Origin of the sequence: Okeania sp. SIO3I5 (genome assembly GCF_010672085.1) — a bacterium.
Classification (GTDB): domain Bacteria; phylum Cyanobacteriota; class Cyanobacteriia; order Cyanobacteriales; family Microcoleaceae; genus Trichodesmium.
In genome coordinates this window covers 24,817-50,939 of sequence record NZ_JAAHHT010000002.1, presented here as the reverse complement: position 1 = coordinate 50,939, position 26,123 = coordinate 24,817, and the positions used below count along the sequence as shown (strand labels likewise).

General features: G+C 36.9%; 19 protein-coding genes and 1 pseudogene. 7 read left to right on the top strand and 13 right to left on the bottom strand.

Annotated features, from left to right (window positions below; all coding sequences use genetic code 11):
* Nucleotides 1-112: 112 nt before the first annotated feature.
* Both F6K40_RS00950 and F6K40_RS00945 read left to right on the top strand, forming a co-directional pair.
* Nucleotides 113-835 (top strand): cyanoexosortase B system-associated protein, encoded by a 723-nt coding sequence (locus F6K40_RS00950; RefSeq protein WP_293130082.1) that lies wholly within the window; start codon nucleotides 113-115, stop codon nucleotides 833-835.
* Between the two features lie 677 nt (nucleotides 836-1,512).
* Entirely contained in the window at nucleotides 1,513-3,033 is a 1,521-nt protein-coding gene (locus F6K40_RS00945) for an SLBB domain-containing protein (protein WP_293130080.1), read from the top strand.
* Nucleotides 3,034-3,433: 400 nt separating this feature from the next.
* On the opposite strand, the gene F6K40_RS00940 is transcribed toward F6K40_RS00945, so the two are convergent.
* From F6K40_RS00940 to F6K40_RS00925, 4 genes are all read right to left on the bottom strand, one after another.
* Nucleotides 3,434-4,516, bottom strand: a complete 1,083-nt coding sequence (locus F6K40_RS00940; RefSeq protein ID WP_293130077.1) for an RNA-guided endonuclease InsQ/TnpB family protein — start codon at nucleotides 4,514-4,516, stop codon at nucleotides 3,434-3,436.
* A gap of 59 nt (nucleotides 4,517-4,575) precedes the next feature.
* Nucleotides 4,576-5,238 (bottom strand): HalD/BesD family halogenase, encoded by a 663-nt coding sequence (locus F6K40_RS00935; protein ID WP_293130074.1) that lies wholly within the window; start codon nucleotides 5,236-5,238, stop codon nucleotides 4,576-4,578.
* Nucleotides 5,239-5,269: 31 nt separating this feature from the next.
* Entirely contained in the window at nucleotides 5,270-5,905 is a 636-nt protein-coding gene (locus F6K40_RS00930; protein WP_293130071.1) for a 2OG-Fe(II) oxygenase family protein, read from the bottom strand.
* Nucleotides 5,906-5,995: 90 nt separating this feature from the next.
* Nucleotides 5,996-6,277 carry a 2-oxoglutarate and iron-dependent oxygenase domain-containing protein gene (locus tag F6K40_RS00925; protein ID WP_293130068.1) on the bottom strand — a complete coding sequence of 94 codons (282 nt, stop codon included), beginning with the start codon at nucleotides 6,275-6,277 and terminating at the stop codon, nucleotides 5,996-5,998.
* Nucleotides 6,278-7,125: 848 nt separating this feature from the next.
* Between F6K40_RS00925 and F6K40_RS00920 the strand changes: the two genes are divergently transcribed.
* Nucleotides 7,126-9,339 carry a GumC family protein gene (locus F6K40_RS00920; RefSeq protein ID WP_293130065.1) on the top strand — a complete coding sequence of 738 codons (2,214 nt, stop codon included), beginning with the start codon at nucleotides 7,126-7,128 and terminating at the stop codon, nucleotides 9,337-9,339.
* Between the two features lie 195 nt (nucleotides 9,340-9,534).
* Here the strand turns inward: F6K40_RS00920 and F6K40_RS00915 are convergent.
* A pseudogene (locus F6K40_RS00915) lies at nucleotides 9,535-10,626 on the bottom strand (IS630 family transposase); the annotation flags it as partial.
* 305 nt (nucleotides 10,627-10,931) lie between these two features.
* Between F6K40_RS00915 and F6K40_RS00910 the strand changes: the two are divergent.
* From F6K40_RS00910 to F6K40_RS00900, 3 genes are all read left to right on the top strand, one after another.
* The gene (locus tag F6K40_RS00910) at nucleotides 10,932-11,387 is read left to right on the top strand and encodes an FAD-binding oxidoreductase (protein ID WP_293130062.1); all 456 of its coding nucleotides are present in this window, start codon (nucleotides 10,932-10,934) and stop codon (nucleotides 11,385-11,387) included.
* A gap of 6 nt (nucleotides 11,388-11,393) precedes the next feature.
* Nucleotides 11,394-12,245, top strand: a complete 852-nt coding sequence (locus F6K40_RS00905; RefSeq protein WP_293130059.1) for a hypothetical protein — start codon at nucleotides 11,394-11,396, stop codon at nucleotides 12,243-12,245.
* A gap of 152 nt (nucleotides 12,246-12,397) precedes the next feature.
* Nucleotides 12,398-12,601: a hypothetical protein gene (locus tag F6K40_RS00900; RefSeq protein ID WP_293130056.1), complete on the top strand. Its 204-nt coding sequence runs from the start codon at nucleotides 12,398-12,400 to the stop codon at nucleotides 12,599-12,601.
* A 1,821-nt stretch (nucleotides 12,602-14,422) separates the two neighbouring features.
* Here F6K40_RS00900 and radC read toward each other — a convergent pair.
* The 7 genes from radC to F6K40_RS00865 form a co-directional block, all read right to left on the bottom strand.
* Nucleotides 14,423-15,154, bottom strand: a complete 732-nt coding sequence (gene radC, locus F6K40_RS00895; protein ID WP_293130053.1) for a RadC family protein — start codon at nucleotides 15,152-15,154, stop codon at nucleotides 14,423-14,425.
* A 73-nt stretch (nucleotides 15,155-15,227) separates the two neighbouring features.
* On the bottom strand, nucleotides 15,228-15,713 hold the full coding sequence (gene psbV2 / locus F6K40_RS00890) for a photosystem II cytochrome PsbV2 (protein ID WP_293130050.1): 486 nt from the start codon (nucleotides 15,711-15,713) through the stop codon (nucleotides 15,228-15,230).
* Between the two features lie 151 nt (nucleotides 15,714-15,864).
* A complete protein-coding gene (gene psbV / locus F6K40_RS00885) occupies nucleotides 15,865-16,353 on the bottom strand; it encodes a photosystem II cytochrome c-550 (RefSeq protein ID WP_293130047.1) in 489 nt (162 codons plus the stop codon).
* Nucleotides 16,354-16,523: 170 nt separating this feature from the next.
* Nucleotides 16,524-16,709 carry a translation initiation factor IF-2 gene (locus tag F6K40_RS00880; protein WP_293130044.1) on the bottom strand — a complete coding sequence of 62 codons (186 nt, stop codon included), beginning with the start codon at nucleotides 16,707-16,709 and terminating at the stop codon, nucleotides 16,524-16,526.
* A gap of 61 nt (nucleotides 16,710-16,770) precedes the next feature.
* The gene (accD, locus tag F6K40_RS00875) at nucleotides 16,771-17,742 is read right to left on the bottom strand and encodes an acetyl-CoA carboxylase, carboxyltransferase subunit beta (protein WP_293130041.1); all 972 of its coding nucleotides are present in this window, start codon (nucleotides 17,740-17,742) and stop codon (nucleotides 16,771-16,773) included.
* 869 nt (nucleotides 17,743-18,611) lie between these two features.
* Nucleotides 18,612-19,403, bottom strand: a complete 792-nt coding sequence (locus tag F6K40_RS00870) for a prepilin peptidase (RefSeq protein ID WP_293130038.1) — start codon at nucleotides 19,401-19,403, stop codon at nucleotides 18,612-18,614.
* 441 nt (nucleotides 19,404-19,844) lie between these two features.
* Nucleotides 19,845-20,114 (bottom strand): hypothetical protein, encoded by a 270-nt coding sequence (locus tag F6K40_RS00865; protein WP_293130035.1) that lies wholly within the window; start codon nucleotides 20,112-20,114, stop codon nucleotides 19,845-19,847.
* Nucleotides 20,115-20,589: 475 nt separating this feature from the next.
* Here F6K40_RS00865 and uvrB point away from each other — a divergent pair, with 475 nt between their 5' ends.
* Nucleotides 20,590-22,587 carry an excinuclease ABC subunit UvrB gene (uvrB, locus tag F6K40_RS00860; protein ID WP_293130032.1) on the top strand — a complete coding sequence of 666 codons (1,998 nt, stop codon included), beginning with the start codon at nucleotides 20,590-20,592 and terminating at the stop codon, nucleotides 22,585-22,587.
* Nucleotides 22,588-23,592: 1,005 nt separating this feature from the next.
* Here uvrB and F6K40_RS00855 read toward each other — a convergent pair.
* Nucleotides 23,593-26,121 (bottom strand): HD family phosphohydrolase, encoded by a 2,529-nt coding sequence (locus F6K40_RS00855; RefSeq protein WP_293130029.1) that lies wholly within the window; start codon nucleotides 26,119-26,121, stop codon nucleotides 23,593-23,595.
* Nucleotides 26,122-26,123 lie beyond the last annotated feature (2 nt).

Genomic DNA, 26,123 nt, shown 5'->3' with positions numbered 1-26,123 from the left:
TCGTTGGTAAACCCGGTTTTTGCGTAAGTCATAATTAAATTAAAAGTATATTTTTGAGATTTGCTTTAACTGAAGTAAATCTCAAAAAATTGATAAAATTCAAGAGAGTTTTATGATGATTTATAGTTTAAAAAAATTACATAAATATCAACTTTCAAAAGTAATATTAGTTGTACTTCTGTTAATTGTTTTAGTAGTAGGCGCTGTTCCTGGTTATATAACAGGAAAATGGTCATGGAAAAATACACCCCAAATGACTAATTTCAAAGACTTAAAACAAATAAGAGAAAACGGATTAACTATTTCTGATTGGGAAACAATATCCCATCAAAAAATACCAATTGCTGACCATAAATGGTTGCTACAAAAAGTTGAACAGGATAATCGATCTGTAATTTTGTTTCTGTTAACTCCCAGTGGACCAAAAGACAAACCTCAAGTAGAATGGATGGATATAAACGGCTTTAATCGCTGGAAAACAGATTCCCATAAACGAGTTAAATTTACTTTGGAAATAGCAGACAATGGGAATGTAACTACAGTCTCAGAAAAGCAATCTTCTAATATAGAAGCTAGATTCTTTCGAGGTTGGACAAATAAACAAACTTATGCAGTGATGCAGTGGTATGCTTGGCCTGGAGGCGGAAGTCCAGAAACTGGTGATTGGTTTTGGCAGGATAGATCGGCTATGCTATCTAAAAAACGCTTACCTTGGGTAGCAGTAAATATTCTATTTCCTATCGAACCGTTAGGAGATATTGAACCCTATCTGCCACAACTTATATCCATAGGGCAAAAAATTCAAGCATCACTGATGATAGAAGCGTTCAAATAATCGTTAGACGTCTCCGAAAATTAAAAATAGAATCAATTCTTATCCAGAAATTATCAATTACTTCTTCCTGTTCCCTGTTCCCTGTTCCCTGTTCCCTGTTCCCTCTTTTCCGGAGAGGTCTGTTAAATATGACGAACCAAAATTAGTTATATCGTTTCACAAAAGTCAAAACTCAAAAGTCATAAGTTAAGATTATATTGGCTGAAAAGTTTAAATAACAAAAATTTTGGCGATTATTTCTGATAATCAAGGTCAAATTATTTATCACATTTAAAATTTCCTATGGTTTAATTTGGCTGATATTTAATATTATAATTATTTTCTTTGCTATAAATTTTCAGATATTTTTACCATTTTTTATTTTGGCTATGTTTGAATTAGTAATTGGAATTATTTTTGTGTTCTTAAAGATCGCTTTTGAACAGATTATTTGACATTATAACTTTGAAACTATTTGTGACATCCTGAAAGTAAAATGGTATAACTCTGGCAAGATACACGATTTTCATGGGATAGGATTGTTATAATATATAGATACTGGGGGATAAGAGGGAGAGAAATCAGGTTAGGAATTTAAGTTTTTTCCCAAAATTTTAGCCTAGACTCCTGATTAGGGCGAGCAAATATTTGCCGACCCTACAACAAAAACTTAATTACACAAAGCAACTTCAAAGCTTATGATTAATCACCATTCTCGAAAGTTAATTTCTTTATCCTTAGCCAACTTTTACTCTAGTACAATAATATTTTCCTTATCTGGGTTAGTGTTTCCCAAAACTGCTTATGGGCAACTCCAATTACCTAATAACTCTCAACAAAATATTCCACAAACTAACATAAAATCTCCATCTATAGGTTCTCCACCCTTAGATCCTAACTTCGACTCAGACCCAGATTTACGATTAAGACGTTACTTACTTGGACCAGGAGACCAACTTTCGATTCAAGTTCAAAGATTTCCTGACCTAAATGCAGCAACAATTATAGGTCCAGAAGGTACTATTCAAATGCCTCTCATCGGAACTATATTACTGCAAGATTTAACTATATTAGAAGCAATAGCAAAAATTACCTCTGAGCTAAGTAAATTTATCATTAATCCAGAAGTATCTATATCTTTAGTTGTGCAACGTCCAGTCCGAGTTACAATTGCTGGAGAAATTACAAGACCTGGTTATTATCCAGTAGGAGGAAATTATCAAATTTCAGATGCTTTATCAGCAGCAGGTGGCACAACTTTTACAGCAGACCTACGGAATATAGAAGTGCGTCGAACATTAGCTGATGGTTCTGTAGTTAGTCAGATAGTAAATATTTTAACCCCACTACAAGAAGGTGGTTCTCCTCCTGATTTACGTTTAGAAGATGGGGATGTGGTAATTATACCTTCTCAGAGATCTATTACACCCCAAGAGAAAGACAGAGAATTACTCACTAATTATAGTCAGGCAGGAGCTGTAGCTACTGGTATTGTTACTGTGAATGGAGAAGTAACTCGACCTGGTTATTACCCTGCAAATCAGGTATCTTCTGCTTTATTAGCTGCTGGTGGTGCTTCTCTGACTGCTGATCTACGACAAATTTTAATTCGCCGTACATTAGGTGATGGTAGTGTAGTTGAGGAAACAATTGATTTATATACTCCTTTGCAAAATTCTACTGAGTTGCCCAATATTCCTTTAAAGGATGGGGATGCTGTGATTGTACCCACATTACAACGAGGGTCAGACTTTGGTTATGATCGGGAGTTAGTTAGTAAATCGACTTTGAGTCAACAACAAATTACTATTCGTATTTTTAGTAATCCTAATGATACCTTGGCGACTACTAATCTCCCGAATGGTAGCAGATTAATAGATATTCTCAATGGTATAGTATTAGATTCGGCAGATTTGAAAGGAATTAATTTAATTCGATTTGACAAAGAAAAAGGGAAAATAGTTAGGCGGGAGCTGAATGGAGAAAAAGCCATATTTGGCGATGATTCTCAAAATATTTTACTTCAGAATGAGGATATAATTGTTATCGATCGCACTTGGATAGATCAAATTACCAATCAATTTGAGAAATATACACTTCCGATCAGAAGTTCACTGGAATTAGTGTTGTTTTTCCGGTCTTTACAACAAGATACCTCTAACTTATTCTTTGGTGGTGGTGGTGGTGGTGGCAATAATCGTCGTAGAAATAATAATTAGGGAGTAGGGAGTAGGGAGTAGGGAGAAGTAATTGATTTTATTATTATCGGATATGAGCTTTGTTGCATGAAAGTAGCGATTACCCACAAACTCTTTCTACTCCATGTGTTGGCTTGAGAACAGTCTGTATACAGCGACGATTATTGCACTTACTACAATTATAATTCTGGTGATCATGCTTTGATTATCTAGCTTATTTTAAATTTTGTTACCATACAACAAAGTTGCAGTGTTACCGTATTCTAAGCCTTCTTTATTTTCCCAGGCTAAGTTAATTGCTATACGTTTGTATTGATCGCTATTTAATTCAGTAACTGCTTCATAAAACCGATATAAAACGTCACATAACGTGATATTTTACTGTTTACTTCCTGCTTCAACTGAGGCCGTCGGCGGTTACTCATCCACAGACATTGACGGTCAAGCCGACCGCATTTCTTAAATTTATACTTGCGTTCAAATCTCGGTCTATTGACAACCCACACTCTGGGCAATCATAAGTTCTCAGGTTTAATGGCATATCTTGGACGTGACCGCAGTTAGAGCAAGTTTTTGATGATGGAAAAAATCTATCAACAACTACTAGCTCAGAGCCGTACCACTGAGTTTTATACTCAAGCTGTCGCCTAAATTCATAAAATCCTTGATCTGCAATTGATTTAGCTAGTTTGTGATTAGCTAGCATTCCAGATACATTTAGGTCTTCTATGACAACACTGCCGTGGTTCTTGGCTAAATGTGTTGTTAATTTATGAAGTCCATCTTTACGGATGTTAGCTACTCGCCTATGTAGCCTAGCTATCTTCTGTTGTGCTTTTTGCCAGTTAGCTGAACCAACCTTTTTATTGCGGTTAAGGTATTGTAACTTAGAGAGCTTGCTTTCAAATTTCTTGTACGATTTAGCACCAGGAAAAACAACTCCTGTGCTTAAAGTTGCTAAGGTTTTTACTCCTAAATCAACACCTACAACTTCAGTAGTTTTTGGAGTTGAAATTGGAGTAAATTCATAACTCAAACTTAAGTACCAATCACCTGCCTGTCTACTAATGGTAATTTTTTTAGTTGTTGCTTCAACGGGTTCATAAGTTTTGACCATACCAATAAAAGGTAATTTGTGATTCCATCCATTTAGTTCTATTAGTTTTGCACAATTATCTATTGTGAATGAATCATGTTTACCTTTCTTCTTAAACCTTGGGTGTTTTCCTAATCCTTTAAAGAACCTCTTAAATGCTTCACCTAAGTTTCGGAAAGCATACTGATAAACTTTAGACGACAAGTTTTTCATCCAAGGATAAAGTGGTTTTGTGTGATTGGTAAAAACCTCTCTCAACTTACGAGCATTTGGCTTGTAACCTTTCTGATAGGCAGCATTCCACAAACTTAAACCCCAGTTATAACACCACCTCGAATAGCCAGCGTGTTGAGCCATTAGAGTTTTCTGTTTATTATTAAGTTTCAGCTTGGTTCTGATGGATTTCATGTATGCTTGAGTGCAGTATAATGGTATGCTTTTTAACGTATTATATCGTTATTCTTGGATTAAGTCAATGCTCTATGAAGATTTTTGTCTGCTCTTAAAATATAAGCATCTTGCTTTTCATGCCAATGTTGATGAACATAGCCAAGCTTTTTTGCCTTCTTGACTGCTTGCTCAATGTCTTTGTAAGGATGAAAATCATTTCTTTTGCAAAAATCTTTCCAATCAGAAATGAACTCTAATAGTCCTCCGTCACTATAGCAGGAAGGAGATTCAATAAATATGATCAGTGCATATGGTGGATCGTCTAAATGCCATCCGTGGGTTGATCTTTTATTTAACAAAAAATTAATTACCATAAATTCTTCTGGATGCCTACATTCAACAATCTTTTCATCAACAATTTTAGTTAAAACAGATCTAACTTCAGAACTGTAATAAAGACTCAGTAAAAAAGGGGAATTATTGACTATTTGTGAGCCACCTATAACCGAAAGTTGTCTTGGAGTGTTATATGGTTTCATAGTAAAGTTCTTGTGTGTGGCTATTTGTTCTAAAATACTTATTTCTTCCATAATTAACTGATAAGGTTTTAGTCTTATAAAATTTTTTAGTTTCACATAGCCATCCTTTTTGAATTTCTGACTTAGTTCTTTCAGTAAATTATCTTGATAATGGTCATTCACAAAATTTATTTCATTTTGAGTGTATGTCTCTAAATTCATTCTTATTTACCTCCTATTAAAGTCTAAAATATTATTGATAAATAACTTTGTATTTTTTATAAACGTACTCTCCATATTTTATTGGCGTTCCAATCTCATTTCGTCCTCGGTTAATAATTTGACACGGCTGAAGTATTGTCTCGTAGTTAGGTTGATGAAAAAATGCCATAGATATCCTTTCATCCTTAGTTATGACTCGATGTTTAGTGGCTACATATAAACCATTAGTCCAATACTCTATCATATCACCAATAAGACAAATAAAGGCTCCTTCCAATGGCTCGATACTAAACCATTTTCCAGACCTACTTTTCACCTCAAGTCCTTTTTTGTTCGCTAGTAGTAGTGTAATACATCCATAGTCTGTGTGTTCTCCACAACTATAATCACTATTTATCTCTATCTCAGATTTTCTCTCATTGTTATTGTTATTATCTAGTCCTAAATAATGGATACCTTTAGTGCTTTGCTCTGGGTAACAAAGTATTCTAAAGAGCCAATATGGATCTTCAATAAATTGTCTAATGAAAAAATCTTCTTGCATTCCTAGACTTATACATAAACCCCTTAGTATTGCTGTACCTAATTCCTTTAAATAAAAAATATAATTTGTAATTACGTTTTTGTAATCTGGTAGTTTTTCAGGCCAAAGATTAGGACCATACATAGGTTTGTTTCCCCTAACACGAGGATCGCTATTTGATATATCTACTCCAAACTCAACCAGCTCAAACCAGTTTCGTTGATTATCAGCTATTTATCCAAAAATTGGAGAATAACCACGAAAACATTTACTGTACTTCTTCATTGAGATTTTCATCTTTTCCTCAAAAGCTTGAGAAAAGAAAAGCTTAGATTGTTCAAACGCTTTCAATATTAGTTCATTTGGTACTTTCGTGTTTACAACGTAGAAAAAACCTGTATCTATACATAACTTTCTCATAAGAAAAGCCAGTCTTACTTTTTCTTCTACATTCCCTGGTTCATACAAACAACTGACATCAACGATTGGTAATTTTTGTAAAGTTTTAGTCTTCATTTTATCTTACCAAAAAATTAAGGTATAAAGCCTCTCCATTCATGGAAAAAAAGCGGTCGGTATCCAATGGACCAAGACAAGAAAAAAAAATCCTTTAGCCAATCCTCTTGTTTTTTATTTTTTATAAGAAGAGGTAATTATTAATTGTTGAACTAGCTTTCAGTTTTAATCAGCAGGCCCTAAATAAATTCTTGGATATCATAGCGATAATTTTATCTCAATCATTAGCTTTTGTTACCCTTTCTTTATTTTTAGTTAACAACAACCATAAGTTAACCAAAAAGTGGCTTTGTTGCACAAAGAAAGGAAATAGAGTAATATAAAAGTGATAGCACAAAAACCTACACTAATGTAGATATGAGTAAGTTCAAATTCAACAAGGGCTTGTAACTGTTGCCTAAAATCTGGGATTATCTGTTTATGCTACTTGGATTCAAAACTGAACTGCACCCAAATAAGCAACAAAAAATCATGCTGGGTAAACACGCCTTAGTTTTATTAAGGTCAGACTACACATAACTTGAAAACTTAATAAGATGTCAAGTTTGATAGATTACTTTTATAGTGCTACGTAAATAGGTTAGGACATTTCCCTGTTCTCTATTCCCTTACAACTCAAATTTATTGTCCTAATCAAAGGAGGTAATGCTATACAAGTGAAGTTTTAAGTTTATGAAATTGGTATTACCTGTCAGTTCTTAGCAACAAAACCCTACTTTTGTAGTAAGATTTAATTCTGGCTCAAAAAGCCTTGATCGCACAACCAAAAGCAATAGTTGACAGCTGAATGCTTACGAAAGTTGTAAATATATTCTATATATCAGAGAAATATCAAGAAAAACAGGATTATGGCTATACCAATTGTTAAACGTTATTTAATTGCTTTAGGACTATACAAGTGGGTGGGAGTGGCGACTTTTACACTAGGACTAGGTGTTTCAGGAATAGTTGCTTTGCAGCCAACTCCTGAAGCAAAACATACAATTCTAGGTGCATTAAGGAGTATTCGTCCTGCTATACTATTCTCTAATACTGGTAATACAATTCAAGAAAGAGCTGCGGCAGTTACCCCAGATATGTTACTAAATAATAATGATGCAGTTAAACAGGCAGCAGCAGAAAAAGTCTTGGTAACTCCAAGAAAGCTGAAGGGAGCAAAATTAAGATTAAAAGAAGGCGTATACCTTCTATCTTATGAAGATACAGATTCAGAAAAAGCTGTAGAAGTGGTAGATGCACTGATGGCAGAAATCATCAAGGAAAGCCGAAAAATTAATGCTACTTATCAAACAAGTATTATTAATGAAGTTAAAAAACGTTTGCCTCCAGCAATTGAAGAATTGAGAGATGCTCAACAAAAACTACAGAAATTTGAAAGAGACGAAGAAGCTTTGTTGATAACATCAAGAGCAGCCGGTTTACCAGGACAAATTGCAGCTAGTAGACAACAACAAACTCAGATTAATTTAGAGTTAGAGGGAGTAGAAGCTCAAATTAATAGTTTGGAGGAACAGTTAGGGTTAAGTGCAGATCAAGCTTATGTAGCGCGGGCACTTGCTGCCGATCCAATTATAGCGAATCTCCGAGTGCAGTTGTATCAAGTAGAAAATGAGTTAAATAAGTTATTATTAGATTTTACAGAAGAATATCCACCTGTAGTTGAGTTGCGTAGACAAAAACAAGTTGCAGAACAACAACTACAACAACGTGCTGCAGAAGTTTTAGGGGGTAATGGTATTGCAGCGCCATTGAGACAAGTCGATCAAATTCGAGTTGATGCTTCTTTAGATCCCACAAGACAACAGTTAGCAGAAACTCTTATTGCTTTAAAAACTCAGAAGGAGCAATTAGAACGACAGCTACAAACAACAATTGAAATTGAGCAGAAATTAGAAGTTGAGTATAGAAATATTCCCGATAAGCAATTAGAATTGACTCAGTTGCAAGAAGAAGTTGCTGTGAAAAAGTCTCGTGTCGATCAGATGCGAGCTACTTTAGAAGATGCTGAGGCAGCAGAGGCAGAGATAACTAGCAGTCTAGCTGTTGCTCAAAAAGCTTTTGTTCATAAAAAAGGTGAGGCAGGAGAAAAAAGTCTACCTTTAATGATGGCAATAGGGGGACTAGCAGGTATAGTTGTTGGTGGTGGCTTAATTTTTGTCTTGGGAATGCTTTCGGGTAAGTTCTATTCTTGGGAAGAAATCAAAACAACTTTAAAGGAAAAAGATGTGCCTTTATTGGGTTTGTTGCCTGATGTGATGCTTTTTGACCCAGATATAGATATAGATATAAAGGCATTTCCTTTATTATTAGAGCGTAATTCACCTTATCTAGAATTTTATGAAAAGTTGCGGACAAATTTGCAGCGTCAGGGAAGTCACGCTCCAAAAGTTTTGGTCTTGAGTAGTGGAGCTAAAAAAGAAGGGAAAACATTTTGTGCTTATAATTTGGCGATCGCTGCTGCACGAGCGGGTAAACGAACACTTGTCATTGAGGCGGACTTAAGGTCTCCATCAAAAGCTAAGTCTCTCAAAATTGTTCCTCATCCATATAGTTGTGCTGAACCACTTCGTTATTATGGGGATATTAATGATTGTATTCAACAAGTACCAGAGATAGAAAATCTTTATATGATACCTAGTCCTGGTGTTTTCAAACAACCAGGAGGAATAATTGAGTCAAGTGAAATGCAAAGACTACTTTCAGACTCGCGACATCGTTTTGACTTTGTTATTCTAGATGCTCCTTGTATGACTCAGAACAATGATGCTTTTATTCTAGAACCCTATACTGATGGGATGATTATTGTGACTCGGCCACATATAACTGTATCAGGTATGCTGGCAGAAGTTATAGAACAGCTAACAAATGATGAAGAGGATGAATCTAGTAAATCTGGTCCTAAGTTTTTAGGAGTTGTTATTAATGGGGCAGATATTCCTGTAGAATTTCCATTGGAACCACTGGATGATTTGGATTTCTCGGAACCACAGATTGCTGACTCACCCAGACCGAGTATAGGAGCATCTACAGCAGGAGTCTTGAAGTCAGAAGTCAGAAGTTAGAAGTTAGAAGTTATATCATGTCCGGTAGCATCGTTTGTGTATAATAGAGGAGGAAGAAAAATAATTGCCCTTCGCTATCGCTACTCTTCAAGCACTTGACAAATCATCAGTAGGCCACCAACGAAAACAAGTGAGACCTGTTTGGGAGCGATTGCCTCCGGCACGTTTCACGAACGCTGTTTCATGATTGTTGATACATCGCTCAAAAACGATATCTTCCATCTGGGATAAATTTTCTTGCAGTTTGATTACAGATCGGTTCATTAATTATTGGCCAGAGTCGTTCGGCTGTTTGTAGTTCTGGTGTATGGGCTCTTATTAACTCCAAATGCAATCCAAGATTGAACTTTCAGTTTTTTACATCTCATGCCAACCTGCTCTGTCTAGCACTAATATCATGTGCTTATTTTTTCCTAAACCAAAATGTCGAGCACTCGTCAGCCAACACTTGGCTAAAAACAATAATATTGACCAAGGGCCTAAGCCACCAGTATGTTTCTCCTGACTGGGGATGTACTTGCCCCATAGAGCCAAAACCACTGAAAACGCCAATTTACCTCTGCAGTTGGTTGTACTCCCGCAGGTGTCCATACTCGTCGGAAAATTGGCTTGAGACCCAAACGATGTTCATCCATTGCCCAGAGTTCTACAGTGGCCTCTGGATACTCGGCTTTAACAAGTTCAAATCGATGAGAGAGTTTTCTTGCTCCGTCTTTACGGCGAGGAGACCTCGCCGCAGGCGGTGTGCTTTTTTCCATTTCTCTTGTTCGGTTGGAGTTGCCGACTTTTGATGCTGTGGTCGGGGGATTCGTAATCTATATTTCATTGACCGTAAATATTCCCATACACAGCGTCGATCAACTCGATGGTCAAAAAATTGCTGTTAACCAATCCCCCACCTTGCGCCCATTCCATAATCCTCCATCTGGTGCTTTCTCCTGGAGGGCCATTTCTAGGTAGGCTTGCCTTTCATCTGAAAGGAATCCCTTTTGCCCTGGATGTTGATGGCGACGATCTACCAATCCTTCTTTACCTTGCCGATTGTAGCGACGTGCAATTTGACGAATGGCCTCCAAACAATAGCCTGTGACTGAAGAAACGATTAGAGTGTTGTTTTTCCTTTTGCGCTTAAGCCAAATTATTTGGTATCTAGTCCTTTCTATTGGGTCTTGAGTGAGCTCGGTAGTTTCTTTCTAGTTCATCTATACTTAGGTGTTCTTGGATACTTAAGCGTCTTGGCTTGGAGGGCGTTCGCGAAGCGTGCCGGAGGCAATCGCTCCAGGGAATTATTTTTCTCCTCTTCAATTATACACAAACGATGCTACCGGACATGATATTAGTAGTTAAAATAGCTTTTTTCCTTACTATCTATAAATCTTATTTCAATAGGAATTTCATACCTTATTTCACCAATGCCAGATTTATTTCCTTGAAGAATAGAACGCTTGGACATAATACCAATTGAATAAATTTTTGCTAGACTTTACTTGAGTAGGGGGAGTGGAGGACTAGAGAGTAGGGGAGCATTTCAGTAGTAGATTATTTCATCTAAAAAATATAAAAATCATAGCCAAAATCACCAACGCCAAAATATGAAATCATTAATAGATGATTCCAAAGAGCTGATTAAAACTGTCAGTACCGATTTCGGAAGAGTATTTTATTCACAACCAAAAGGTTGTGCCATTCCCAAAAGCCTTAATGATTTGATCGAAGTGGTCAAAGGATGTTATGATTCTCAAACACCCATCATCCCAAGAGGTATGTCCCATTCTGCTAGTGGACAATGTTTGAGCCAGTCTGGAGTGGTTATTGACATGAAACAAATGAACAATATTCATGACATTGAATTTGATGGTGAGAAAGGTTTTATTAAAGCGGATGCAGGAATTACCTGGGAAAGATTGATAAAGGCTTGTTTGGAACAGAAAGCCGCCCCTCCTGTTCTCACGGACTGGCAGAAGCTTACCGTAGGGGGCACAATTTCCACAGGAGGACTTGGGTTTATGAGTCACCTTTACGGAATTCAGGCAGATATTGTTGATTAGTTAGAAGTGGTGACTGGAAAAGGAGAACTTGTGAAATGCTCATTAACAGAGAATCAAAACCTTTTTAAATTAGTAAGAGGTGGATTAGGTCAATATGGAATCATTGCTACTGTAACGGTTCAACTTAAAAAAGCACCCAAGGTTATGCATGTGCATAAGGCTCTAATTGCCGACACGGAAGAGTTTTCTCAGATAATGAATACAATTCGAGGTAGCCATCAATTTGAATGCATTCATTCTTTCTTAATCCCTCACGAAACCCATGAGTTTGTTAAAAAATTTGGACAAGAAGGCTATGAAAAGAACAAAGCGAAGTTTGATAAACTTTCCGAGAAAAAGTCTTTTAGCTACTTTATAGAAGTAGTTCAATATGAATATGAAGGCGAAAATTTTTCACAGGAAAAATTCATTGACAATGAATTCTCATTCTATGAACAAATAGATTTTTTTGAATATGTCACCAAGGAGCCACCTTTAATCACTACACAAAAAGAAAAAGGTCAGACGGCACATCCTGAGTTAGCAGTATTTATACCTGTCAATAAGTTTGAGTTGTTTATGACTCATTTTTTAAAAAAACACAAATCTGAAGACATGGGTGACGGACCGGTGCTGATAATTCCGATTTCGTCCAAAGTCATTCAAGAGAGTGCTTTTGTAGCTTTGGAGGAAGATTTTTACTTCATAGGTATCCTTCGGAATGCCTTTCCCGATACGAAAGAAAATATAGCGTACTTAACGGCTTTAACTTTCCTGGCGGGAAGTCCCGCGCTCTCCATCCCCCCTAACCCCCCGTGCATAGGGGGGAGGGGGAGCGTCGGGATGAAAGCCTGGGCCCGGATTCGGATACCTTCATAAGCTAAACGTTGATATGCCCTTGACACTTTTAGGAGCATTTTGTTATTGTCAAAGTCAAAACAGGGGGAGGACATCACCTCTGTCATGCGCAGCGGTCAGGGTTTCCCAGACTGAAGAGTTCCGCGTTGTCCCGTAAGGGCAACGTCGGGAGTATGTCAAATGAAGACCTCTATGCATATACTCTTAGTGTAGGCGGAAAACGATATCCTTGTGATAGTTTAGTGTTTCCCAAAACAAATGAAGAATGGAAAGAGCATTTTGATGAGAAATGGGACTTTGTGGACGAGGGGAAAAACAATTATGACCCAAAACATATTTTGAAATCTTTACTTACTGTTCACAATAATATCTGTTAGCAATAATCCTATTAGAGTTTGTAAGTTCACAGGGTGACAAGCTGTCTTTAAGTCCTACCTAACAATGCTTTGAGGCAATATTCTTATGAAAGATACGCTTCTGCATTTGGCCTTGAGATTTAGAAGATTAACGAAGAAATAGGGTATTCACGCAAATTGCTTGCTAGTTATAGCAATGAGCGCTGGTGTGTTTACATGGTACAAATAATGATCAATATGTGCGACTCGTTGGCCACTAAACCAGGAACACTGGGTATAAATGGCCGTCCCAAGTCAACACATGAGGGGAACCTCGACTTGTGGATAACTCTTAATTCCTTAGTGGTGAAATTCCACCGCCTTGTTGTTGGGTAGAAAGCATAGGCCACGGGGTAGCGACTGAACATCAATCCCCGAAACTGGTCTAAACGGAATCAAAGCTTTAACTATCAAATAAGTGAGATTTCTAGCAGAGACTGACAAGTTGACGAACAGGAAGGTAGTCTTAAACTCTCGTTACGATAAGCCATCCCAAAGATAGCTATGGGGTGTAGGACGAAAGTCAGGGGGTTTTTGGATATTACTATGTATTGGGTAATATCGACAACCTTAATGAACCCTCCGGGAGACTTTACCCCACTTAAGTTAGTCGCAATAAAGAAATAAGGGAACGAGGAAACCTCTCGCTTGACACCTAAGAATATAGGTCGAGAACGAAGGCAAGCCATTCAAGGTCAATCTACGCATTTGGACGTAGGTCTTAGGGAGAGTAGGATTGGGTAAAAAGCTAAAATAATTGATAATTGATAATGAAAGAGTTTTTTTTAATCTCTAATTTTCTATCTAACTCCCTGATACTCTAATTATCCATTATTCATTATCCATTATCCATTAATTGCTGACGTACCCACTGTTAGACGTAATGTAAGGTAGCAATTAGCAATGAATAAAGCTAAAACACTAAAAAGCAGTTAACCACTAAGGACTCATTGAGTCCAAGGCGGAATTTTAAGGGTGTAGCCATGACAAGGGAAGTTTAGGAGAGGAGTCTTTTTGGAGGTGAAAGTCTCAACTAGAGGTTCTGAAGACGAGCAGACCCTATAAAGGGCAACCGGAAATGGGTTTGCTTAGTTTAACAGTATATTTGAAAGTATTGGTAATATTAGTAGAGTATACACTACACTTAATTACAGCAGTAGTGTATAAATATGTGAGCGCTCATTGCTATAGTATAGCGCTACGCGAAGCGTGAATAGGGAATAGTAAAGTGTCAAAGGGTTTTTCTTATAGGGAAATGCTCCGCAAACAGGATTTAGAAATGTCCTAACCTTTACTTCGACTGCTATACCTTAATATCCCATCCTCAACCCCTAATTTTTTCTGAAGGTAGGTTTGCTAAAAAGCTTACTCAAAAAGCTTTTCACCTTGCTTGTCACCCCTTGAGGTTTGTAAGTTTCTAGACAAATATTCATCTATCTATCAACTCACTTTTCCAGGTGTTAGTCGAGGGATGGATGGGTTCCCTAACGATATCCAATCGACCAAGAAAAAATAAACTTCAGTATTTCAATCCCGATGCTGAGTGCTAGAGGTACTGATAATATCATGTCCGGATCAGAGCCTGATAGAACGACCTTCCGCTTACGCGACCAAAAAACTTTTTCCTCCTTATACATTCAAACTCTCTTCTCTTCCCTCCTGACTCGGTCCTCCTGACTCGGTCCTCCTGACTCCTCCTTATTTATAACTATTCAACCGGACATGATATAACTGATAACTGATAACTGAAATGACCTTGTTCTCAAATTCATCTAAGCAAGGCAAAGATATTCTCAATATCCACTAATCTCCTTGAGGATATTCTTCCCACAAATTAGTTGTTTGGCGCAGACTGGAATGTTCTCCATTACCCATAATGATATGGTCAAGTAGAGGAATGGCTAAAAATTGCGCTCCTGCTAACAGTTGTTTGGTTAAATTGATATCTTCAGGACTTGCTTCCACATTTCCAGAAGGATGATTATGAGAAATAATTACTCTGCTTGCACCTTGACGAATCACTTCTCGAAAAATTTCACGGGGATGAGCTAATGTTTCTGTTGCTGTACCGATAGTAATTACCTGAGTTCCTAGTAGACGGTTATTTACATCCAAAAGTAACACAGCGAATTTTTCTTGAGTCTGCCACATTAAATCTTGACTCAAAGCATCAGCAGCAGCTTGGGGACTGTCAACAACTGCTAATTCTGGAGGGCGAGATTGAAATACTCTTTTTCCTAATTCAATGGCAGCAAGAATGGTTGTTGCTTTTGCTGTACCAATACCATGAATTTGAGTCAATTCTTGAACCGTAATATTGCGTAGAATTGAGAGGGGGTCACGCTGATATTGACTTAATTGATTTAATATGTATTGTCCGAGACCTACAGCAGAAAGTTTACCTTTTCCTTGACCCGTACCTAGTAGAATAGCAATTAATTCTGCAGTAGAAAGACTTTTCGGACCAGAGGCAATTAATCTTTCCCGTGGTCGTTCATTACTAGGTAAGTCTGCTATTCTGAGACTGTAGGTCATTTTAGTTATCAGTTATCAGTTATCAGTACCTCTAGCTGAAGTCGGAGGTTTGAAATACGATTATGTCAAGTTGTTAATTAGCCCAAGCATCAGCTTTTTGTGCAGCTCTTAAAATAAATGCGCCCATTTTTTCTACTACCTCTTGAGACATCCAATTTTCAGTAACTTGACGACAGAAAAATGTATAATCGCTACCATCATATATCATCGGATTTCTCAAAAAAGCAACTAAATTATTCAGATTATCTCGTGGTGGTGTTGCACCTTTTAATTTTTCCAACGATAGAGACACTGAAGGGTTTACTAAATTTGCTCCTCCCACATGACAATTTAGGCAATTTTTAGCAAATATTTGTTTACCCTCAGATAAATCTTCAGCAGAAAATTTCTTGGTTTCACCTTGTTCATTTACTTGAATTTCTACTGGTGTTTCTGCTTCTAAATATCTTTTTACATAAGAATCTACTGCAGCTTGAGCTGATTGAGTATCAAAAATTATTACTTGAACTATAATCAATATCATTAGTAGAAAACGAATCAGTAATGATTTATTCAACATACTACTTTTATTACTTTGTTAACTATAAATATCAAAGATAAATAAGAGATTTTAGATTAGGTTTAATGAACAGAGAACTAAATTTTTTTGTTTCCCTATCAAAAAACCAATAATCTAAAATCATCTATCAATATTTCAAAGACAAAAAATTTTAACGGTAGATTTTACCGCCTCCCCACTGTTTGCCTAGAACTTTAGGTTGTACAAGAATGTAACCAGCGATCGCGTATAAATCATCCTCTGTGAGATTTCTCATCTCTGGGAAAATATCAGCACTCTTGATACTTGGGTGTTCTTCAGATATCTCGGTAAACCCATCATAAGTAGTAGGGTTTTCCATATAGTCTATAAGACCTTCTATGTTATCTCGTGATGGATAGGCCAATGATAAAACTTCTGGATCTAAGGAAACATCGGGATTAGTTTTTGTGATTCCTCCGACATGACACTGAGAGCAAACATTATTAAATTCCTTTCTGCCTCTGGTGTATTCCTTAATAGTAAGTACAACTTCTTCACCATCCTCATTGAGAGGCAGAGTCCGATCGTTATCCGTTAATTCGGCGGCAGTGGCACTGTTGATGAACGTTTGAAATGTCAAGAATAGTATAGCAACTACAGCTATGAAAAATTTTTTCAAGTTTCTTCTCCTTAAAACTGGCAAGTTAATCAACTAAAACAGGTATGTTCATTACTGGAAATATTTCCGTAGGAACCTAAAGTAACAAAACTTCAGATTTATTGAACTTTAATCTAATTTTTATTTATCAGTGTTCAGGTGTCAATTAGTCAAGTCTTGAGCAAGTTTTCTTAGGAATCAGACTTTTGTTGTTGAGCTAATAAATGAGACATGATAGCTTTGGCATCCTCTAAGGCCAAACGAGTCTGAGAATGCTTATAAGAAATCCTCATTTGGTCACAAATACGAAGTATCTCATCTACATGGACATTAAAGTCTTCTGCTATTTCTTGGATTGATATGTCAGCAAAACCCATAACATTATTGAATTTAGAATTTAGAATTTAAAAATTTAGAATTTAGAATTTAGAATTCTAATTATTTAAGTTGAATATTATTATCAGTTGTTAATATATTATCTGGCTCTGTCTGAAAGGGTAAATGAGAATATAGTCCAGCTTCTAATGACTCAGCAGAACTAATAGTGGTAGAAAAAGGTTTATGGAGGCGGATTAACTGAGCCAGAGTTTTCTTTAATTGGGTACGAGGTACAATGGCGTCTACAAAACCATGCTCCAATAGATACTCAGAGGTCTGAAAGTTGTCGGGTAACTTTTCACGGACGGTTTGTTCGATCACTCGTCGTCCAGCAAAACCTATTGTTGCCTTTGGTTCGGCGATAATAATATCTCCAAGCATGGCAAAACTTGCTGTTACTCCTCCTGTTGTAGGATGAGTTAAAACGGGGATGTACAGGAGTTTAGCTTCTCGGTGTTGTTCGAGGGCGCCGGATATCTTGGCCATTTGCATTAGGCTTAACATTCCTTCTTGCATTCTTGCTCCACCAGAAGCACAAATAATTATTACAGGTAAATTTTCTTGAGTGGCCTTTTCAATTAATCGGGTCAGTTTTTCTCCCACAACTGAACCCATACTTCCTCCCATAAACCCAAAATCCATAACTCCCAAGGCCACAGGTTCAGTTTCAATGTTACCGATACCTGTTTGTACAGCATCTAGAAGTCCAGTTTTTTTCTGATATTCTTGGAGGCGATCGCTGTATGGTTTGCGATCGCGGAATTTCAAAGGATCTGTCCCTCTTACTTGTTCGTTTATTGGTATCCAGGTGTTACTATCTATCAACTGCTGAATTCGCTCATTGCTAGATACTCGTATATGGTGTCCGCATTCTAGGCAAACCATTTGATTTGCTTGGAGGTCTTTTGTGTAAGTTAGAGCGCCACAATTTTCACATTTAATCCAAAGTCCATCAGCAATTTCTCGTTCAGGTCTTTGTTCAGAGTTATGGGTAGATTTTCGGCGATTTGCAAACCAATCGAATAGAGACATTAAAATATATTTGAATTATTAGGTGATTAAAATTTTGTTTTGGTTAATTTGTGTATTTTACAGCTATTTAGGTAATACGTCTAGCAGTATATTTATGGCATTCATTAATGGATAATGGATAATAGATAATGGATAATTACCTCTCCCTTTTAGGGAGAGGATTGGCTAAAAGGAAAAAATTTATTTTTTTCCCCTTTACCCAAGAGGCTTTAAACCTGAATGATCTAATTATTTAATTGTTTAATTGTTTAATTATTAATTATTTCGGTAATAATAAAGATTAAAGATTAAGGTTAAAACAATGCTTTCAATTTGGCATTAATACACTGATGAAATATAAAAAACTGGTTGGAGGAAAGTTATTATACTAAGTTTCAATAATTAATAATTAACAATTAACAATTACCTCTTCTGTAATAGAAAGATTTGGTTAAAAGGAATTTTTTTATTCTCAAGGGGAGATTGGATATGGCGCCGGTAATCCATCCATCCAAGAACCAGTTTTTCTCCATGAATTAAGAGGCTTTATACCTTAATTTTTCGGTTACGTCAAAACTAAGAATTCAGAATTCAGAAGTAATCCCTGACTGAATTTCAGGATTTGCTCAAGTCTACACTCTTTGGTTCGACTGCTATACCAGAAGTTTTCATGGTTACTTGAATCAGGACTTATAGATTTTAAGTTGGGGTCATTTCAGTTATCAGCTCCAAGGGGAGACTTGATATTTTATTTTTGGGTCAATTTACTATCATTTAGATTGGTACTGACACAATGAAATTTTATAGTTAAGTTATAGAATTATTGCAATTATCGTGGAAACTTATGTTTGGAAATTGGTAGTGTGGCAATCAAAATGAGGGTTGAGAATTTAGGGAAAAAATAGATTTAAGTAAGTAGATAATATATCACTACCCCAGATAGCCGTCAAACCGGCTCCCATTCCTAAAAACGGTCCAAATGGCATTGGTTGTCGTCTATCTAGTAAAGATAAGGCGATCGCTGCTCCACCTACGAATGCTCCCATACCACAGGCAAGAAAACAAGCTAATAGTAAATATTTCCAACCTAACCAAGCTCCTATCATTGCTGCTAGTTTGGCATCTCCTCCACCCATAACTGTTTGCCCAAAAGCTATGGAACCTAATATAGAGATTAAGTCAAACAACCATAGACCAACTACTGCTCCGATAACACCTATCATTAGATAATTGATTAGATTATTTACTTGAAAATTTGTCTCTAATGTGGTAAGGATTTGAAAGCCTAAACCTAAGATTAATCCCGATTGGGTTAGGGGATTAGGCAAGGTCATGGTGTCTAAGTCAATCATAGACAAAGCTAGTAGCCAACTAAAAAATGCCCAATAGCCTAGGGTGGAGATGGTAATTCCAAATTTCCAGAAAACAATTAAAAATAGTAAGGCTGTGATTAATTCTACCACTGGATAGCGGATAGAAATAGGACTTCGACAATGCCCACAACGTCCGCCCAACCATAGCCAACCAAATATAGGGACATTTTCTGTTGCTTTTAATCGACTATGACATTTTGGGCAGTGGGAGGGAGGCCAAAGTATAGATAGTCCTGCGGGTATCCGATAGATAACAACGTTGAGAAAGCTACCGATCGATGCACCTAGGGCAAATACAATTAGAGTCATAACAATTCAAAATTCAAAATTATCAATTCAAAATTAAAGACAAATAACAATTCAAAATTAAAGACAATTAGTGTGGGCAAGTAAGCGCCACTATATTGAAGACCACCAAATTAAAGATTATGGTGGGGGTTGGTACCCAAAATTAATCAATTAAAAATTACCTTTTCCTAATGCCTGCATTTGGCATTTTTAATTTTGAATTCAAAAAATGGTCATTTATTTCAATTATCAGTTATCAGTATCTACAATCTGAAATAGGAGGCTGGAAATACTGAAGTTAATTCTTTTTATCCCTTATCCAAAGCTTATCAATTATCTACATCTTCATCAATAGACCTCTTGCAAAAGTTTAAATTAAATCAATTCAATATCTGAAGTGAACAATTTCATTCCCCTATTCCCTCCATACCTATTCCCTATTCCCTGACTTGTGCAAGAAGTCTAATAAATTTTTGATTCCATTAACTCTACAGGGACAAAAAATTCACCTGGCAATAATATTGGTTGTTGGGAAAATATTAGACCAGCTCGATAAGTAATGGGACTAATGGCCACACCCTGGGGCAGTCTAACTTGGTTAGGATGGGTCTCTAGATAAGTGCGATAGAGTAGTTTTGCTAATTTTTGTAGGGATGGAGTTAGTAATAGGGCAATATTTGAACCTGCGTACTTTGTGTACTTTACTGGTCTTTTTTGTGTAGGGTTTACCACGAGCAATCCTGATAGATATTTTATATAGCAGGGAACAGGGAAAAGGGAACAGGGAACAGTTGGAAAAGTATTTCCTAGTCTAAGATTCATCATCAGTCCATGTCCTAACCAATTCTTTCTTAGCTATAGAACCCAAATGGGTTCTATTTAACAAATTACAAGTCTAGTACCCATCTGGGTTTTATGATTATGGCAATCATTTTTCATAATTTTTCAGTTTCCTGAACCCTTATAGTTTTTAGGCTCCTTAAAACGGCTTTCCTGAAGTCTTTGTATTTTCAGAAAAGATCCTAAATGGGTTCTATATATTTGCTACTTTATTGGTATGGCGGATTTTATCTCAGTTAGGTAGAACTGTGAGGCGCAAAATGTCGGCACTACTGTCGTGTCTAGCCCTAAATTTTGCTTTAGTAAAGATGATACGATGTGGTTCCCTATTCTAAATTCTAAATTCTAAATTCTCTCTGAGATTATTATGGAAAAATTTTGTTTACAAGCTCCTTTTAAACCTACTGGCGACCAACCTCAAGCGATCGCTCAATTAACTTCTAATATCCAGACTGGACATAATTTTCAAACATTACTAGGAGCTACTGGTACGGGTAAGACTTTTTCTATAGCTTCTGTAATTGAAAATGTTGGCAGACCGACGTTGGTTTTGGCTCATAATAAAACATTGGCTGCTCAATTGTGTAATGAGTTAAGGGATTTTTTCCCTGATAATTCTGTGGAATATTTTATTAGTTATTATGATTATTATCAGCCGGAGGCTTATATTCCGGTGACGGATACATATATAGAAAAAACTGCTGCTATTAATGATGAGATTGATATGTTGCGTCACTCGGCAACTCGGTCTCTTTTTGAACGGCGGGATGTAATTGTTGTGGCTTCGATTAGTTGTATTTATGGTTTAGGAATTCCGGGAGAATATTTAAAAGCAGCTATTCCTTTGCGAGTAGGAGAAGAAATAGATCAACGACAAATTTTGAGGGATTTAGCGACAGTTCAATACACCAGAAATGATTTAGATTTAGGTCGAGGAAAGTTTAGAGTTAAGGGCGATGTTTTGGAAATCGGACCTGCTTATGAGGATAGAATTATTCGGGTAGAATTTTTTGGGGATGAAATAGATGCTATTCGTTATGTTGACCCTGTAACTGGAAAAATTATCCAAAGTTTAGAATCTTTAAATGTATATCCAGCGCGTCACTTTGTTACTCCTGAAGAAAGATTAGAAGAGGCTTGTAATGATATTGAAGTGGAATTAAATGAGCAATTACAGGAATTAGAAAAAACAGGAAAGTTGTTAGAAGCTCAACGTTTAGAACAGCGTAGTAGATACGATTTAGAAATGTTGCGGGAGGTGGGATATTGTAATGGAGTGGAAAATTATTCTCGGCATTTAGCAGGTAGAAAAGCGGGGGAACCGCCGGAATGTTTGATTGATTATTTTCCAAAAGATTGGTTATTAATTATTGATGAATCTCATGTGACTGTTCCGCAAATTCGAGGAATGTATAATGGTGACCAAGCTAGGAAAAGGGTTTTAATTGAGCATGGTTTTCGTTTGCCTAGTGCAGCAGATAATCGACCTTTAAAATCTGAAGAATTTTGGCAAAAAGTTAATCAATGTATTTTGGTTTCTGCTACTCCTGGAAATTGGGAAATAGAAAAATCTGAGGATAGAATTGTTGAGCAAATTATTCGTCCGACTGGTGTTATTGACCCGGAAATTTTTGTGCGTCCGACTGAAGGTCAGGTTGACGATTTATTAGGTGAAATTAGGGAAAGGGTTAAGTTGGAAGAGAGGGTTTTAATTACAACTTTAACTAAGCGAATGGCTGAAGATTTGACTGAATATTTGCAGGAGCAAAATGTGAAGGTTCGTTATTTGCATTCTGATATTAATTCTATTCAAAGAATTGAGATTTTGCAGGCGTTGCGAGAGGGAGAATTTGATGTGTTAATTGGGGTGAATTTATTACGGGAAGGTTTGGATTTACCAGAGGTTTCTTTAGTAGCTATTTTAGATGCGGATAAAGAGGGATTTTTACGAGCAGAACGTTCTTTAATTCAGACTATTGGTAGGGCAGCACGTCATGTCCGGGGTCAGGCTATTTTATATGCAGATAATTTGACAGATAGTATGATTAAAGCCATAGATGAAACGGAAAGAAGGCGAGGAATTCAGTTGGCATATAATAAGATGAATAATATTACGCCGAAGCCTGTTGTGAAAAAACAAAGTAATGCAATTTTGGCATTTTTGGATGTGTCGCGACGTTTAAATTCTCAACAGTTGGAAGAGGTTTATGAACAGGTAGATGAGTTGTCTTTGGATGACGTTCCAGAGTTGATTAAAAAGTTAGAAAGTCAGATGAAAGAAGCGGCGAAAAATTTAGAATTTGAAGAGGCAGCTAAATTGCGGGATAGAATTAAATATTTGCGGGATAAATTAGTTGGTCATTAGGTTAAATAGATTTCTGTACTAGAAAAGTTCTGAATTTAACAAGAGCAGATTAGTAATATGGTAGTTATCAGGTTATATCATGTCCGCTGGTATCGTTGGTGTAAACTCAAGGGTGAATTTTACCGGAAATTTAAGTTTTTTTCTGGCTCTTAAGTATTCCTGCCAGTTAAGTGTTCCCTCCTCCCTCCTCCCTGTTCCCTGTTCCCAGTTAAGTGTTCCCTACCTTTGCTATACAATACCGATGCTACCGGACATGATATAATTTCTGGATCAGAATTGATTGGATTTTTAATTTTCACCAGATGTCTAATGCATGAATTTAGAATTTAGAATTTTGAATTCCGCGTAGCGGCACTAAGCGGATTTGGTATAAAATATATTGAGCGTTCGATATAAACTATCCACTATCCAAATTAGTCACAGCAAAAATTTAACTTCTGACTTCAACTTGGCTAAAGATGAAACATTTTTTTATACCGAATTAAGGAGATTTGATATAATATCATGTCCGGTAGCATCGGTATTGTAAAAGGGTAAGAATTCAGAATTTCCTACGGAATGCTCCGCAAACAGAATTCTGAATTTAGAATTTAGAAATTTGGGATGAAAACTTTAGTATTCTTGGAATTAAGGGTATTAACCCCGAAACAACTTAAATTTCCTGTAGATATGAACCCTGTGGAATAGGCATCTTGCCTGCGGCGGTTTACACGGGACAATACCAGCGGACATGATATGACATAAGATTTTCGGGACATTGATTAGAAACTCATCATTGATTTTTTTATTTTCCTACCTTAAATACTTCTTAATAGCCCTCTTGAGCTTTTTTTTTACAAACAGTCTCTTAACTATAGCAATTCCCAAGAAGCGTGAGGTACAAAATTCCTTGGTTTTAGGGAACACTTAACTGGGAACACGAACAAATAAAGATAGGTGTACCTCATTAGGCTGAGAAACGCTATATACTTTTTTAAACTTAAAAGTTTAAATTTAAAACAAATCCTAACAACTAGATTTTGCAGCAGTTTTCACCCGATTTGGATTCATTGCTGCTTTGGGATAAGCAATACGTTTGTGATTGTACTGTTCCCATACCTGTACAAAAATTTCTGCAATACTCGACATCTCTCCCCTCGTCAAACCAGAATCAACCAATTGATTATCTTGCCAACGTGCCCGCATAATTTTCTTCACCATCTGTAGTGCATCCTTATGAGTTGCATCCTTGAGCGATCGCAACGCTGCTTCACAAGAATCTGCCAACATCACAATAGCTGTTTCCCGTGACTGCGGAATCGGCCCTGCATAGCGAAAAAGCTCTTCCTTAATCACCTTTGCTTTCTTCTCAGCCCTTTGCTTGGCTTGGTAATAGAAAAAAGCAATTAACATTGTCCCCTGATGTTCGGGAATAAACGCCCTAATAGCCTTTGGTAATCGATGCCTACGAGCCATCACCAACCCTTCAGTAACGTGCTTTCTGATAATTTCTACACTCACCCACGGATCGTTAATTTCATCATGCTTATTCGGTCCACCCATTTGATTTTCAATAAAACCTAATGGATCGTGCATTTTACCAATATCGTGATACAAAGTACCCGTTCTCACCAATTCCACATTGCAACCAATTTCTCGTGCTGCTGCTTCCGCCAAACTTGCCACAAACAGAGTATGCTGAAAAGTACCAGGTGCTTCCGATGCCAAACGCTTCAACAGAGGGCGATTAGGATTAGCCAACTCAGACAAACGGATCGGAGTAATCAAATCAAATAAATGCTCTAAATATGGACTCAAACCCAAAGCAACAATACTCCAAACCAGACCTGTTAGTGCTTGCAAACCTACCGGAACTACGATCGCATACCATAATAATCCTGGAGTAGCACGAACAATTAAAGTTGTCAACAAATACACCGTACCTTGAGTTAACCCCACCCCTACTCCTAAAAGTGCTTGTTCCTCACGCGATCGCATTTTTTCTGCTACCAAACTACCAACAATACCAGCAGCAGCACTAGCAAACCAATCTATTTTGCCAACATCCATACCAATAGGCAGTACCACAGATATCAAAGTCACCAATGTTACTCCCATAGTTGAACCGTAGAAATTTCCCACCAACAAACCAATTGCTGGCAAACTACTACTCCAAGGTACTCTCAACGCCACCAGTAATGGCGAACTCAAACTCAACAACAATAAAAGTATATGATCTCTGCGCCTCAAACAGGGTTTAAATTTTCTTCCTACTATAACTACTATACCTACAGATCCACTCACAATGCATACAAATACTACCAAGCTACGCCAATTCACTCTACGGCGACTCAGAGCAAAATAATCCAAGAGTACAAATGCCTTACGGTTAATTCTTTCTCCTGTTTTAACAATAACTTCTTTCTTGCGGACTTTATACTGTACAGGTTTAACATTTTGTGCTGCCAACTCTACTAATTCCTTACTTTCATCTTGATCTTTAGCTAAATTAGGCTCCAAAATATTCTTCAAAATCTTAACTGTTAAATCTTCAGTTTCCAACGGCACCACACCCGCGACTTGCACTTTTAGCCCCTTAACCCATTCCTGTTTAGGCAAATTTGGCGATATTCCTTGAGTCAACATTCGCTCTTTTACTGTTTCAATACCTATCTGAGTTTTTTGCCAAACCGCATCAGACAACTCTAGTAAAGTGCGATCATATACCTCATACCCATCATTTTCTTGCTCTTGAGCCAAAAAATTCGTTGCGTTTTCATAAAAATTGCGAGCTTGTGATACTTCCTCTAAAACTCTCAAATAATTTTCAAATAAACTCTTTTTGCGATAAGTCAGTAACTCGGAAATTGCTTTTTGATCTCTACTAGCGATCGCTATAGAACTATTTTCTTGATTACCTGCCGATCTTGATTTTACCTCTGACAATTTCTCCTCTGTTGAAGTTTGCCATATAACATTATTATTTTCACTTGTAACTTTTACTGCACTTGGAGTCGAGCTAGCAGCAGCAGTTCTTTCTAAGGATGGTCCAGGAGGTCTTTCTTGTAACTCTTCCTCCACTATTTTTTGAATAGCTTGCCACTTTTCTTGAGAAACTTGACGTAGATATTGTTGAGTATTTGTTGATAATATACCTGTGTTTACAAAAGGAAAATTAGCAACTATCTCCCTAGCTCGATCGCCCAGCGTCAGTATTTCTGCTAATTCTTTGTCTACTCTCTGATTAACCGAACTATCGATCGTCAATACAGTTATATCCCCAAGTCTAGCTGACTCGCGTTTCTCATCAGTAAGTTTACGATCGATAACCGTGGCATCTTCAGGAACCCGGATAGTTTTAGGAGCAATAGTTCCTTCTTTTAACTCTGGCTGGTTATAATAACGTTGACCCATAGTAGCAGTTAGAGATACTATTGCTACTAGAATCAACATTGGCGAAGTTGCCAATGTTGACCAACGTGATATTTTTTCTTTTTTCTGGGGTTTAAATAAAATCCCAATTAAACGTGTCAGATACATATTTCTTGATGTCAAAA